Genomic DNA, 11,506 nt, shown 5'->3' with positions numbered 1-11,506 from the left:
ATATACCTAAACTGCGTCCTGTGGCCCGCCGGGTCAACCGGCCGCGACGGTAAACATGGCATCCTGGGCGCGACACGTCGTGTCAGGCAAGGCGCCATCGGAGCAGAGCGGGCCGGCGCCACCCGGTCTGTCCTTGGACTGCCGGCAGGATGACGGCCTGCTCAAGTCCGGGTCCAGCCCGTATCCGCCAGCGTGAGAGATCCGGCAACGAAAAAGGCCCGCGCGCAGCGCGGGCCTTCCTGTCGCCGGGGCGAGCCGGTCAGAGCTGGGTGTAGGCGCCGTCCTTCCAGACGTAGACCACGTAGTCGAGCTTGGTGATGTCGCCCTTCTTGTCGAAGGAGAGCGGGCCGAGCACGGTGTTGAAGGTCTTGCCGGAGTGCAGCTCGGCCGCCACCTTCTTGGGGTCGAGGGTCTTGGCCGCCTCGGCCGCCTGCTTGATCGCCTGCACGGCCGCGTAGGAATAGAGCACGTAGCCTTCCGGATCGACGCCCTTGGCCTTGAACGCGGCCACGATGTCCTTCGCGGCCGGGTTGTTGCGCGGATCCGGGCCGAAGGTCATCAGCGTGCCCGCGGCGCCGGGGCCCGCAATGGTCCAGAATTCCTTGTCGGTGATGCCGTCCCCACCGAACAACACGGTCTTCATGCCCTGGTCGCGCATCTGGCGCACGATCAGGCCGGCCTCGGGATGCAGGCCGCCATAATAGACGAGATCGACGCCCGCCGCCTTGAGCTTGGAGACGAGGGCGGAATAATCCTTCTCGCCGGGATTGATGCCCTCATAGAGGACTTCCTTCACCCCGCCCTTGTTCATGGCCTTCTGCGTCTCGTCGGCAAGGCCCTTGCCGTAGGGCGTCTTGTCGTGGACGACGGCGACCTTCTTGCCCTTGAAGTTCTTGACGATGTAGTTGCCGGCGACGGTGCCCTGCTGGTCGTCGCGACCGCAGACGCGGAAGGTGTTCCACATCTTGCGCTCGGTGAAGGTCGGGTTGGTGGAGGCCGGGCTGACCTGAAGGACGCCGGCTTCCTCATAGTCCTGCGAGGTCGGGATCGAAACGCCGGAATTGAAGTGACCGACCACGTATTTCACGCCGTCGGAGATGAACTTGTTGGCCGCGGACTTGCCCTGCTCGGGCTTGCCGCCGTCGTCGCCGACCGAGAGCTCGATCTTCTGGCCGAGGATGCCACCGGCAGCATTGATGTCGGCCACGGCCTGCTCGGCGCCAGTCTTCAGCTGGGCACCGAAGGCTGCCGCGCCGCCGGTCATGGGGCCACCGACGCCCATCTTCACCTGCGCCTGGGCCTGGGCCGCGAGCACGAGGCCAGCGCCGAGCGCGAGCGACGCCATCAAGAGCTTCTTCATCAAGTCTCTCCCTTTCGTCCGGAAGCGGGACACCGGCCCGCCTTCCAGTGAAACCATGCTGGCGCATTGTGCCGCAATTCGCCGGCCTGTCGATGACGCGCAAGGCGCCTCGGGCCGGTTTCAACCGGAGGTTTTGGGCCGCCAGGCAAGCCGCCCCGCCGGCTCGTACATCCAGCCGTACTGTACCGTCATCTGCCGCTTGCGATGGGCGCGGAAGCCCAGGGTCGCGATGGCTGTGAGCAGCACGAACTCCACCGCGAACGGCTCCAGCGAGAACAACTCGTCCTCGAACAGGGCGAAGTGGCAGAAGCGCACCGCGCCGGCCAGCAGCAGGCAATAGAACACGAGCTGCATAAAGGGCGCCCAGCCATGCGCCACCGCCTTGCCGGTCCGCCATGCGGCGGCGCCGCCGAGGAACAGGGTGACCAGCAGGAAATCGGCCAGCGAGGCGCCGATCAGCTCCCGCGGCCAGACGGCAAGCACCACCACCAGCACGGCGATCACCGCCAGCGGGCCGATGAGCAGGGGCGACGAGGCGCGCCCCGGATCCGCCTTCGATGCCATCAGCGCCCTCCCTCCAGATAGGCGGCGCGCACCTCCGGCCGGGCCAGCAGCTCGGCGCCGGTGCCCGACATGGTGACGCGTCCGTTGACCATCACATAGCCGCGGTGGGCGAGCTTGAGGGCGTGGTAGGCGTTCTGCTCCACCAGGAACACGGTGAGGCCCTCGGTCTCGTTCAAGAGCTTGATGGCGTCGAAGATCTGCTTCACCACCAGCGGCGCGAGGCCCAGCGAGGGCTCGTCCAGCAGCAGCAGGCGCGGGCGGCTCATGAGCGCGCGTGCGATGGAGAGCATCTGCTGCTCGCCGCCGGACAGGGTGCCTCCGCGCTGGTCGATGCGCTCCCTGAGGCGCGGGAACATCTCGAACATGCGCTCCAGATCCTGCGCGAAATGGGTGTTGCCGGTGATTGCGGCGCCCATCTGCAGGTTCTCGTAGACGCTCATGCGCGGGAAGATGCGCCGGCCCTCGGGAGACTGGGCGATGTTGAGGCGCATGATCTCGTGGGTGGGCAGGCCGGTGATGTCGCGCCCGGCGAAGACGATGCGGCCGTCGCGGGCCTGGGGACTGCCGCAGATGGTCATCATCAGCGTCGACTTGCCGGCCCCGTTGGCGCCGATGAGGGTGACGATCTCGCCCTCGTTCACCTCGATGTCCACGCCCTTCAGCGCGATGATCTTGCCGTAATAGGCGGTGACGCCGCTGACCGACAGCAGCGGCGCGCCTTTCGGCGCGGGACTGGCGGCGACGGCGCCGGGGGCGAGGGTCTGGGTGCTCATGCGCCCACCTCCGCTTCCACCACGGCCGCCTCGTCTTCCTCCACGCCGAGATAGGAGGCGATCACCTTGGGATCGTTGCGCACCTCGTCCGGCGTTCCGTCGGCGATCTTGCAGCCATATTCCAGCACGACCACGTGGTCCGATATCTCCATCACCACCGACATGTCGTGCTCGATGAGCAGGATGGAGGTGTCATGATCGCGCCGGATGGACAGCAGCAGCTCGTTGAGGGCCGCCGATTCCCGCGGGTTCAGGCCGGCGGCCGGCTCGTCGAGGCAGAGCAGAACCGGGTTGGTGCACATGGCGCGGGCGATCTCGAGGCGCCGCTGGTCGCCATAGGGCAGGTCGCCGGCGGGATCGTCGGCACGCTCGACGAGGCCGATCTGGTTGAGCCAGTAGAGCGCCTTGTCCATGGCGCCCTTCTGCTGGCGCTTCCAGGACGGCAGGTTGAGGAGCGCGGCGGGGTTGAGCAGCCCGGCGCTGGTGAGCGACATGTGCTGCGCCACCAACAGGTTTTCGAGCACGGTCATACCCGAGAACAGGCGGATGTTCTGGAAGGTGCGGGCGACCCGCGCCCAGGACGCCACCTTGTGATCGGGCAGCCGCTCCAGCAGATAGAGCGCGCCCGCGGCGGTACGCCCCCAGGCAAGGCCCGAGGCGGTGACGGCGTCGAGTTCCTCCGGCGTCGCCGCGCCGCCATGGAACAAGGCGAGGCGGCCCGTAGTGGGCTTGTAGAAGCCGGTGATGCAGTTGAACACGGTGGTCTTGCCGGCGCCGTTGGGCCCGATCACGGCGGTCACCTCGCCGCGGCCGGCGACGAAGGATACGTCGTTCACCGCGATGAGGCCGCCGAAGCGCATGGACAGATGGTCCACCGCGAGGATCGGCGCCCGCGCGCCGGCCACGGGATCAAGGCTCGCCATCAGCCGTGGCCCTCCTTGACGAGGGAGGCGGAGACCGCCTTGCGCTCCTTCAGGAAGACGGTGGGCAGGCGGCTGGAGACAAGGCCCCGCGGGCGCCACACCATCACCGCCACCATGGCGAAGCCGAAGATCAGCATGCGGTAGAGGGAGGGGTCGAAATCCGGTCCGAACAGGAAATCGGCCTTCAGGAAGGAGAGGTTGCGCAGCATCTCCATGCCGCCGATGAGCAGGATGGCGGCTCCCGCCACGCCCATCTGCGATCCCATGCCGCCCAGCACCACGATGGCGAGGATCACCGCCGATTCCATGAAGGTGAAGCTCTCCGGCGAGACGAAACGCACCCGCACCGCGAAGAAGGCGCCGGCAAAACCGCCGAACATGGCGCCGGTGGCGAAGGCCGTGAGCTTGGTGAGCGTGGTGTTGATGCCCAGCGAGCGGCAGGCGATCTCGTCCTCGCGCAGGGCTTCCCAGGCCCGGCCCACCGGCATCTGCCGCAGCCGGATGGTGACCAGCGCGGTGAGGACGGCCAGCCCCAGGATCACGAAATACAGGAAGATGATCCGGTGCATGGAATCGAAATCGAGGCCGTATCTGGCCGCGAATCCGTCATCCGAGCTGTTGAAGGGGACGCCGAAGAAGGAGATGGGCGGGATGGAGGAGATGCCCGCCCCGCCATTGGTCAGCGACACCCAGTTGATGAGCACGAGGCGGATGATCTCGCCGAAGGCCAGGGTGACGATGGCGAGATAATCCCCCCGCAGCCGCAGCACCGGAAAGCCCAGGATCACGCCCCAGAAGGCGGCGAGGATGCCGGACACCGGCAGGCACAGCCAGAACGACCATGCGGTCCAGAACCCCTCCCCCAGATGGCCGGCGAAGAACTCGTTCAACGGCACGCTGGTGGAGAGCAGGGCGAAGGTGTAGGCGCCCACCGCGTAGAAGGCCACGTAGCCGAGATCCAGAAGCCCGGCGAGGCCCACCACGATGTTGAGGCCCCATCCCAGCATCACATAGGTGAGCACATAGATGCCGAGGTCCACCCAGTAGCGGCTTGGGCTGAGGCCCCCCGACAGCAGGATGGCGAGGAAGGGATAGGCGATGGCGAAGGAGAAGAAGGCCGGCCGGAGCGCCGGCGCCGCCTTCTGCACCAGCGCGGCGAAGGCGGAGGGCTCCGTGCCCGTCTTCACCTTGCGGCCGCGGCGCCAGACGGTGAGGTTCAGCACCAGCCGCAGGACTGCGACGATGGCGGCGAAGACCGCAACCAGCCCGAAGCGATAGGTGAGGCCGAGCGGCCCGCTGCCCGATTCGGTGGCGCGGAAGCCCACCAGCGGCAGCAGCAGCAGGCCCGTGAGCAGGCCGCTCACGATCGCATCGGTGACGGCGCTGCCGATGACGGAGCCCCGATGCGGGGCCACGGGCGGCGGGGGCGCCGCGCCGGGCAGGCCGTTGGGCACTCCGCTTGGCACATCGACCTGAGGCAGGGATCCGGACGGCAGAGATCCCGGCGGGATATCGGCAACGGGCGGATGCACCATCAGACCTTCTCCACTTCCGGCCGGCCGAGCAGGCCCTGCGGCAGGAAGATGAGCGTGACCACGAGGATGGAGAACGCCGCCACATCCTTGTATTCAATGGAGAAATAGGCGGACCAGAAGGTCTCGATGAGGCCGATGAGCAGCCCGCCCAGAACCGCCCCCGGCAGCGAGCCGATGCCCCCCAGCACGGCGGCGGTGAAGGCCTTGACCCCCGGCACGAAGCCGTCTGCGAAGTTCACCACGCCGTAATACATGAGGTACATGACCCCGGCGACGGCGGCGAGCGCGGCGCCGATGACGAAGGTGAGCGAGATGGTGCGGTCCACGTTCACGCCCAGCAGCGCCGCCATCTTGCGGTCCTGCTCGCAGGCGCGCTGGGCGCGGCCGAGGGGCGTCTTCTGCACCAGCCACCAGAAGCCGGCGAGCAGCGCCGCGGTGACCACCATGATGATGATCTGCTTGTAGGCCAGCGTGACCTCGTAGCCGTCGCGCTCCATCACCACGATCACGTCGGTCACCATGGGCGGCAGCGGCTTGTTGCGCGGGCCCTGGGCCACCTGCACGAAATTGGAGAGCAGGATGGACATGCCGATGGCCGAGATCATGGGCGCGAGGCGGAACGAGCCGCGCAGGGGCCGGTAGGCAACGCGCTCGATGGTCCAGCTCACGAGGCCGGTGAACACCATGGCCACCAGGAGGGTGATGGCGAGGATGAGGAAGATGGAGCTCATCCCCAGCACGGTGGTGAGCAGGAGCACGCAGATGAGGCCGATGAAAGCGCTCACCATGAACACGTCGCCGTGGGCGAAGTTCACCATCCCGATGATGCCGAACACCATCGTGTAGCCGATGGCGATCAATCCGTAGATCGACCCGAGGGTCAATCCGTTGATGAGCTGCTGGAGGAACACTTCCATCCGCCGCTGAACCCCTCTGTCTGGTCGGCGCGCTTATTTTGTCATCGTGCCCGACGATTGTGCGCTGCCTCTTTTCCGACTCATAACCCGCCCTGTCCGTCGAGACAATTGCGCCGCGCTGCGGGGCATTCACGTTGGGGTAGGGGCGTCCCGCGTGGGGGCCGCGACTTGACAGGGCTTCGCCTCGGCCGCCTCCTTCCCGCACCCACCTGCCGCCTCGCCGGAGCGACATGCCATGCCCCAGACCATCACCCGCGGCTTCAAGCAGCTCGTCGAGGAGGCCAACGCCCGCGTGGAGACCCTGACGCCGGACGAGGCCCGGCGCCGCATCGACGATGGCGCGCTGCTGGTGGATGTGCGCGACCCGCGCGAGCTGGAGCGGGAGGGGCGCATTCCCGGCGCATTCCACTGCCCACGGGGCATGCTGGAATTCTGGATCGACCCCGAGAGCCCCTATTTCAAGCCGCCCTTCGGCGAGGACCGGCCCTTCGTCTTCCTGTGCGCCGGGGGCTGGCGCTCCGCCTTGTCGGCGGCCACGGCGCAGGACATGGGGCTTAAGCCGGTGGCCCATGTGGGCGGCGGCTTCAAGGCGTGGAAGGAGGCGGGCGGGCCGGTGGCGGGCTGAGGCGCCCTACCCCACCGTGCCGTAGACCTGATCCGCCCGCGCCTCGAAGGCATCGGCGAAGCGGCGGAAGGCGGCGTCGAACATGGCGCCCATGAGCATGGCCAGCGCCCGCGAGCGGAACTCGTAGGAGATGAAGAACTTCACCTCGCACGCGCCCTCGCCCTGCCCGACGAACTCCCAGCGGTTGTCGAGCCGGCTGAAGGGCCCGTCGAGATATTCCACATGGATGGTGAGGCGCGGCCGGTCCAGCGTCACCCGCGACGTGAAGGTCTCGCGGATGAGCTTGTAGGCGACCGTCATGTCCGCCACCAGGATCTCCACGCCCTCGTCGGACTTCATGCGCCGCTTGATGCGCAACGACTGGCACAGGGGCACGAACTCGGGATAGCGCTCCACGTCGGCCACCAGGTCGAACATGTCCCGTGCCCCGTGCTTCACACGCCGGGCGTTGGAGAAGGATGGCACGATCAGGCCCGGCCGAGACGCGCCGCCCGGGCCGCGCGCAGCTTCTCGAAATCGTCGCCCGCATGGTGGGACGAGCGCGTGAGCGGGCTCGCCGAAACCATCAGGAAGCCCTTGGCATAGGCCACCGTCTCATAGGCCTTGAACTCGTCCGGCGTCACGAAGCGCTCCACCTTGTGGTGCTTGCGCGTGGGCTGGAGATACTGGCCGATGGTGATGAAATCCACGTCCGCCGAGCGCAGGTCGTCCATCAGCTGGAGCACTTCCGGCCGCTCCTCGCCGAGGCCCACCATGATGCCGGACTTGGTGAAGATGGAGCCATCCAGCTCCTTCACCTTCTGCAGCAGGCGCAGGGAGTGGAAATAGCGCGCGCCGGGCCGCACCGAGAGATATTTGGCGGGCACGGTCTCCAGATTGTGGTTGAACACGTCGGGCCGCGCCGCCACCACCACCTCAAGCGCCCCGTCCTTGCGCAGGAAATCGGGGGTGAGGATCTCGATGGTGGTGCCGGGGCTCGACTTGCGGATGGCCGCAATGGTGCGGGCGAAATGCTCGGCGCCGCCGTCGGCGAGGTCGTCCCGGTCCACGGAGGTGATGACCACGTGGGACAGGCCGAGCTTGGCCACCGCGTCGCCCACCTTCTGCGGCTCGCTTTGGTCGAGCGCCTCCGGCAGGCCGGTGCGCACGTTGCAGAAGGCGCAGGCTCGGGTGCAGGTGTCGCCCATGATCATGAAGGTGGCGTGCTTCTTCTCCCAGCACTCGCCGATATTGGGGCAGCCGGCCTCCTCGCACACGGTGTGCAGGCCGTTGGCCCGCACGATGTCGGCGGTCTGCGACCAGCCGGCCGAGCCCGGCGCCTTCACGCGGATCCAGTCGGGCTTGCGCAGCACCTCGGTTTCCGGGCGGTTGGCCTTTTCCGGGTGGCGTGGGCGGGCGAGCGTGTCGATGACCGTGACCATGCGTTTCGTCTCTCAACCCCCGGCAGGAGAATGCCGCTCCCGGCAGGGGAAAGCGCCCGTCTCGGGCAGAGCCCCGCCCGGACGAGGGTCCGGGCCGGGCATGGAACTCATTTCACCATAACGCGCGCCATCCCGGGCCGGAAGCCACACGGCGCGCGCTGCGACCATGCGTTTTCTCAGGCCGGCCGCTTGCCGGTCACCGCCCGCCAGATGGCGAGCAGCAGCACCGCCCCGCAGGTGGAGATGACGATGCGGTCGAGCATGCCGTCGCCGATATAGTTGAGCCCGAGCGCCCCTGCCACCCAGCCTCCGAGCATGCCGCCTACCAGTCCCACGACGAGGTTGGTGAGGAGGCCGCCCGAGGATTTCATGAGCTTCTCGGCAAGGAAGCCCGCGATGATGCCGACGAGGATGGAAATGATCATGCCAGCCTCCCTCAGCGCGAGCGGATCGCGCGCCAGATCCACAGCAGCAGGATGGCGCCGACGATGGCCGCGATCAGCGTGCGGAAGAAGCCGAACACCGGCACGTTCAGCACCGAGGCCAGCTTGTCACCGATGAAGGCGCCGGCGACGCCGACGAGAAGGTTGGTCAGCAGGCCGTGATTGCTTGCCGTCACTCGCTCGGCGATCCAGCCGGCGATCACGCCGATGAGGATCAGCGAGAAGAAGCCGACCCCTGGCTGGCTCAGGAATGCGTAGGTCTCATTGTTCATCGCGGCCCCCAGTGCACCCCTCGATCCGGCGGACAACCGGCGGGTGGTGGCGGATCATGCCGCCGCCACGGCCCTTTGGCGAGAGGCGCGGGAAACATCTCCCGCGCCGCTCCGCAAGATCAAACGTGGATGGCGCGACCGTAGGCGGCCATGACGCTCTCGTGCATCATCTCCGACAGGGTCGGGTGCGGGAATACCGCGTGAATCAGGTCCTCCTCGGTGGTCTCCAGATTCATGGCCACGACGAAGCCCTGGATCAGTTCGGTCACCTCCGCGCCCACCATGTGGGCGCCCAGCAGTTCGCCGGTCTTGGCGTCGAAGATGGTCTTCACCAGCCCGTCCGGCTCGCCGAGCGCGATGGCCTTGCCGTTGCCAATGAAGGGGAAGCGGCCCACCTTGATCTCGCGGCCGGCTTCCTTGGCCTTCTTCTCGGTGAGGCCGACGGAGGCGATCTGCGGCGTGCAATAGGTGCAGCCGGGGATCTTGTTCTTGTCCATGGGGTGGGTGTGGAGGCCCTTGATGGTCTCCACGCAGATCACGCCCTCATGCTCCGCCTTGTGAGCCAGCATGGGCGGGCCGGCAATGTCGCCGATGGCATAGACGCCGGGCACGTTGGTGCGGCCATAGCCATCGGTCACGACGATGCCGCGCTCGATCTTCACGCCCAGCCCCTCGAGGCCGAGGCCCTCCACGTTGCCCACCACGCCCACGGCCGAGATCATGCGGTCCACGGTAATGTCGTGCTTGACGCCCTTGGCATCCTCCACATGGGCGGTGATGCTGTCGGCATGCTTGGTGACGCCGGTCACCTTCGCCCCGGACATGATCTTCATGCCCTGCTTCTCGAAGCGCTTGCGGGCGACGGCGGCGATCTCCTCGTCCTCGACGGGCAGGATCTGCGGCAGCACCTCCACCACGGTCACCTCGGCGCCCATGGTGCGGTAGAAGGAGGCGAACTCGATGCCGATGGCGCCCGAGCCCATCACCAGCAGGCTCTTGGGCATCTTTTCCGGCACCATGGCGTCGAAATAGGTCCAGATCAGCTTCTTGTCGGGCTCAAGGCCGGGCAGCGCGCGCGGGCGGGCGCCGGTGGCGACGATGATGTGCTTGGCGGTGTAGTCGCCGCCGCCCTTGGCGCCCTTGGGCGGGTTCTGGGCGGCTTCCACCTTCAGCTTGCCGGGGGCGATGAAGGTCGCCTTGCCCCAGATCACGTCCACCTTGTTCTTGTTCAGCAGGAAGCCGACGCCGGTGGCGAGCTGGGCCGACACACCGCGCGAGCGCTTCACCACGGCCGCCGCGTCGAAGCCGATCTTCTCGGCGGAGAGGCCGTAGTCCTTGGCGTGCTCCATATAGTGGTAGATCTCGGCCGAGCGCAGCAGGGCCTTGGTGGGGATGCAGCCCCAGTTCAGGCAGATGCCGCCGAGATGGCTCTTCTCCACCACCGCGGTCTTGAAGCCGAGCTGCGCCGCCCGGATGGCGGCCACGTAGCCGCCCGGCCCGCCACCGATGACGATGATGTCGTAACTGTCAGCCATGGAACGTCTCCTCGCCGCGCGCGTCTGCGGCGGGTTCTGGATGGGAGGGAAAATCGGGGGTGCCGAGGCGGCCTGCGGACCGCGCCTCGGCGAGCAGGGCGAGCACCTGCTCGAACAGCATCAGGTCGCGAAAGGGATCGGCGGCCGGTGCCGGCGCCTGGATCACCGGCAGGCGGGACGCGGCAAGCGCCTCGGCCAGCATGAGGTTGTCGAAATGGCCGAAGTCCTCCACGTGCAGGCCATCCGCCAGCAGGGAAGCGGGCTGCCCCTCGCCGCCGGCGGGGCCGATCACGGAACGGGCGCGGTGCTTCAGCTCGCCCGGAAGGTTGGAATAGGCCGCCACCGGCTTGCCCAGCGCGAAGGCAAAGCCCACCTCGAACGCGGTGCCGGGATCGGCGCTAATACCGCGGAACGGCGTGAGATTGGCGACGAGGGCGTCGGCCGAGCGCATCAGCGCAAGATTGGCGGCGAAGATGGCGCGGCTCGCGGCGCCGGCCGCCGCATCCAGCAGCGGATCGCCGTCGAGCGGGTAGAGGCCGGTGAAGCCGAAGCGGGCGCACAGCGCCACCTTGCGCCGGCCGATCTCGCGCGCATCGTCAAGGAACACTTCGGGGCCGGCGAGATACAGCTTCATCAGGCTTGCCCGTCTCCATGATGGCATCGGCTCCGGTCTTCGGCCGGCGCCGGGCGGGTCCTTTTCCAGTGCGCCCGGCCCCCGGCCGGTCTTGCGGAGCGCCTCGCGAGAAGGCGCTCCGGTTCTTGTCATGCCCGGTCCGATGGAGCGGACCGCGCTTTCCACCGGGCCTGCGCCGTCAGCGGGACAGCAGCGCGAAAAGCTCGTCCTTGAGGCGCATGCGCTCGCGGCGCATGGCTTCCATCTCGATATCGCCGGTGGGCTCCACGTCGGTCTCGGCGCGGTGCACCTGACGGTTCACCTCGTGGTAGGCGTCATAGAGCTTGGCGAAATGAGCATCCGAGAGCTTCAGCGCCTGGATCTTCTCGGCATGGTCCGGGAAGTCCGCGGCAAGCTCGTGGGGCGTGTGGCTCATGGTTTCAACCTTCCTTGGTGCTACGGCGGGAAACGCCGCTGCCCCGCAGCTACACCGGGCGACGGCGGCAGGATTTGATCTGCCGCAGC

General features: G+C 67.6%; 14 protein-coding genes. 1 reads left to right on the top strand and 13 read right to left on the bottom strand.

Annotated features, from left to right (window positions below):
* Positions 1 to 259: 259 nt before the first annotated feature.
* The 6 genes from K9U40_RS00900 to K9U40_RS00875 form a co-directional block, all read right to left on the bottom strand.
* Positions 260 to 1,360: a branched-chain amino acid ABC transporter substrate-binding protein gene (locus K9U40_RS00900; protein WP_282888439.1), complete on the bottom strand. Its 1,101-nt coding sequence runs from the start codon at positions 1,358 to 1,360 to the stop codon at positions 260 to 262.
* Positions 1,361 to 1,480: 120 nt separating this feature from the next.
* Complete coding sequence (locus tag K9U40_RS00895) at positions 1,481 to 1,924, bottom strand: DUF6867 family protein (RefSeq protein ID WP_282888438.1); 444 nt, start codon at positions 1,922 to 1,924, stop codon at positions 1,481 to 1,483.
* A complete protein-coding gene (locus K9U40_RS00890; RefSeq protein ID WP_282888437.1) occupies positions 1,924 to 2,697 on the bottom strand; it encodes an ABC transporter ATP-binding protein in 774 nt (257 codons plus the stop codon). Before K9U40_RS00890 ends, K9U40_RS00895 begins: the two co-directional genes overlap by 1 nt.
* Complete coding sequence (locus K9U40_RS00885; RefSeq protein WP_282888436.1) at positions 2,694 to 3,620, bottom strand: ABC transporter ATP-binding protein; 927 nt, start codon at positions 3,618 to 3,620, stop codon at positions 2,694 to 2,696. The genes K9U40_RS00890 and K9U40_RS00885 overlap by 4 nt, the downstream gene beginning before the upstream one ends.
* Positions 3,620 to 5,155 (bottom strand): high-affinity branched-chain amino acid ABC transporter permease LivM, encoded by a 1,536-nt coding sequence (gene livM, locus K9U40_RS00880; RefSeq protein WP_414114751.1) that lies wholly within the window; start codon positions 5,153 to 5,155, stop codon positions 3,620 to 3,622. Before livM ends, K9U40_RS00885 begins: the two co-directional genes overlap by 1 nt.
* Positions 5,155 to 6,072: a branched-chain amino acid ABC transporter permease gene (locus K9U40_RS00875; protein WP_282888434.1), complete on the bottom strand. Its 918-nt coding sequence runs from the start codon at positions 6,070 to 6,072 to the stop codon at positions 5,155 to 5,157. Before K9U40_RS00875 ends, livM begins: the two co-directional genes overlap by 1 nt.
* 235 nt (positions 6,073 to 6,307) lie before the next feature.
* Between K9U40_RS00875 and K9U40_RS00870 the strand changes: the two genes are divergently transcribed.
* Positions 6,308 to 6,697, top strand: coding sequence for a rhodanese-like domain-containing protein (locus tag K9U40_RS00870; RefSeq protein WP_282888433.1), 390 nt, complete (start codon positions 6,308 to 6,310; stop codon positions 6,695 to 6,697).
* A 6-nt stretch (positions 6,698 to 6,703) separates the two neighbouring features.
* On the opposite strand, the gene K9U40_RS00865 is transcribed toward K9U40_RS00870, so the two are convergent.
* The 7 genes from K9U40_RS00865 to K9U40_RS00835 form a co-directional block, all read right to left on the bottom strand.
* Complete coding sequence (locus tag K9U40_RS00865; protein WP_282888432.1) at positions 6,704 to 7,162, bottom strand: type II toxin-antitoxin system RatA family toxin; 459 nt, start codon at positions 7,160 to 7,162, stop codon at positions 6,704 to 6,706.
* Positions 7,163 to 7,164: 2 nt separating this feature from the next.
* Positions 7,165 to 8,118 carry a lipoyl synthase gene (gene lipA, locus K9U40_RS00860; protein ID WP_282888431.1) on the bottom strand — a complete coding sequence of 318 codons (954 nt, stop codon included), beginning with the start codon at positions 8,116 to 8,118 and terminating at the stop codon, positions 7,165 to 7,167.
* A 176-nt stretch (positions 8,119 to 8,294) separates the two neighbouring features.
* Entirely contained in the window at positions 8,295 to 8,543 is a 249-nt protein-coding gene (locus tag K9U40_RS00855) for a GlsB/YeaQ/YmgE family stress response membrane protein (RefSeq protein ID WP_282888430.1), read from the bottom strand.
* An 11-nt stretch (positions 8,544 to 8,554) separates the two neighbouring features.
* Positions 8,555 to 8,833 carry a GlsB/YeaQ/YmgE family stress response membrane protein gene (locus K9U40_RS00850; protein WP_282888429.1) on the bottom strand — a complete coding sequence of 93 codons (279 nt, stop codon included), beginning with the start codon at positions 8,831 to 8,833 and terminating at the stop codon, positions 8,555 to 8,557.
* Between the two features lie 119 nt (positions 8,834 to 8,952).
* Complete coding sequence (gene lpdA, locus K9U40_RS00845; RefSeq protein WP_282888428.1) at positions 8,953 to 10,368, bottom strand: dihydrolipoyl dehydrogenase; 1,416 nt, start codon at positions 10,366 to 10,368, stop codon at positions 8,953 to 8,955.
* Positions 10,361 to 11,002, bottom strand: a complete 642-nt coding sequence (locus tag K9U40_RS00840) for a nucleoside 2-deoxyribosyltransferase (protein WP_282888427.1) — start codon at positions 11,000 to 11,002, stop codon at positions 10,361 to 10,363. The genes lpdA and K9U40_RS00840 overlap by 8 nt, the downstream gene beginning before the upstream one ends.
* 178 nt (positions 11,003 to 11,180) lie before the next feature.
* Entirely contained in the window at positions 11,181 to 11,417 is a 237-nt protein-coding gene (locus tag K9U40_RS00835; protein ID WP_282888426.1) for a YdcH family protein, read from the bottom strand.
* Between the last annotated feature and the right edge of the window lie 89 nt (positions 11,418 to 11,506).

This window comes from Xanthobacter autotrophicus (assembly GCF_030015065.1).
Classification (GTDB): domain Bacteria; phylum Pseudomonadota; class Alphaproteobacteria; order Rhizobiales; family Xanthobacteraceae; genus Xanthobacter; species Xanthobacter autotrophicus_D.
The sequence above is the reverse complement of the archived record's forward strand: the minus strand, read 5'-3'. Positions and strand labels throughout refer to the sequence as shown.

Excerpts from the sequence above, each read along its gene's own strand:
- K9U40_RS00900 (WP_282888439.1), bottom strand. The coding sequence starts at position 1,360 with ATGAAGAAGCTCTTGATGGCGTCGCTCGCGCTCGGCGCTGGCCTCGTG.
- K9U40_RS00895 (WP_282888438.1), bottom strand. The coding sequence starts at position 1,924 with ATGGCATCGAAGGCGGATCCGGGGCGCGCCTCGTCGCCCCTGCTCATC.
- K9U40_RS00890 (WP_282888437.1), bottom strand. The coding sequence starts at position 2,697 with ATGAGCACCCAGACCCTCGCCCCCGGCGCCGTCGCCGCCAGTCCCGCG.
- K9U40_RS00885 (WP_282888436.1), bottom strand. The coding sequence starts at position 3,620 with ATGGCGAGCCTTGATCCCGTGGCCGGCGCGCGGGCGCCGATCCTCGCG.
- livM (WP_414114751.1), bottom strand. The coding sequence starts at position 5,155 with ATGGTGCATCCGCCCGTTGCCGATATCCCGCCGGGATCTCTGCCGTCC.
- K9U40_RS00875 (WP_282888434.1), bottom strand. The coding sequence starts at position 6,072 with ATGGAAGTGTTCCTCCAGCAGCTCATCAACGGATTGACCCTCGGGTCG.
- K9U40_RS00870 (WP_282888433.1), top strand. The coding sequence starts at position 6,308 with ATGCCCCAGACCATCACCCGCGGCTTCAAGCAGCTCGTCGAGGAGGCC.
- lipA (WP_282888431.1), bottom strand. The coding sequence starts at position 8,118 with ATGGTCACGGTCATCGACACGCTCGCCCGCCCACGCCACCCGGAAAAG.
- K9U40_RS00855 (WP_282888430.1), bottom strand. The coding sequence starts at position 8,543 with ATGATCATTTCCATCCTCGTCGGCATCATCGCGGGCTTCCTTGCCGAG.
- K9U40_RS00850 (WP_282888429.1), bottom strand. The coding sequence starts at position 8,833 with ATGAACAATGAGACCTACGCATTCCTGAGCCAGCCAGGGGTCGGCTTC.
- lpdA (WP_282888428.1), bottom strand. The coding sequence starts at position 10,368 with ATGGCTGACAGTTACGACATCATCGTCATCGGTGGCGGGCCGGGCGGC.
- K9U40_RS00840 (WP_282888427.1), bottom strand. The coding sequence starts at position 11,002 with ATGAAGCTGTATCTCGCCGGCCCCGAAGTGTTCCTTGACGATGCGCGC.
- K9U40_RS00835 (WP_282888426.1), bottom strand. The coding sequence starts at position 11,417 with ATGAGCCACACGCCCCACGAGCTTGCCGCGGACTTCCCGGACCATGCC.